At 46.1% G+C, this 245-nt stretch carries 1 rRNA gene; it reads right to left on the reverse strand.

Going from position 1 to position 245, the window contains the following annotated elements:
- Nucleotides 1-98: ribosomal RNA gene (locus tag IB226_RS23155) — 16S ribosomal RNA — on the reverse strand; the annotation flags it as partial.
- Nucleotides 99-245: the final 147 nt, after the last annotated feature.

The following is a 245-nucleotide window of genomic DNA, read 5'->3' on the forward strand; positions in this document are numbered from 1 at the left end:
CGTCACCCGAGAGCAAGCTCTCTGTGCTACCGTTCGACTTGCATGTGTTAGGCCTGCCGCCAGCGTTCAATCTGAGCCATGATCAAACTCTTCAATTTAAGTTTGATTTGCTGAAACAAGTTCAGCGGTGCTCATCTGTAAAACGTCATAATGAATTTCATTATGTGTTCACTCGTGAGGCTTTGATATTTTTTTGCGTCCGGAGACGCGGATATCAATCCTGCGAGTGCCCACACAGATTGTCT

The organism is Pantoea sp. PNT03 (assembly GCF_014852515.1).
GTDB classification, from domain to species: Bacteria; Pseudomonadota; Gammaproteobacteria; order Enterobacterales; family Enterobacteriaceae; genus Pantoea; species Pantoea leporis.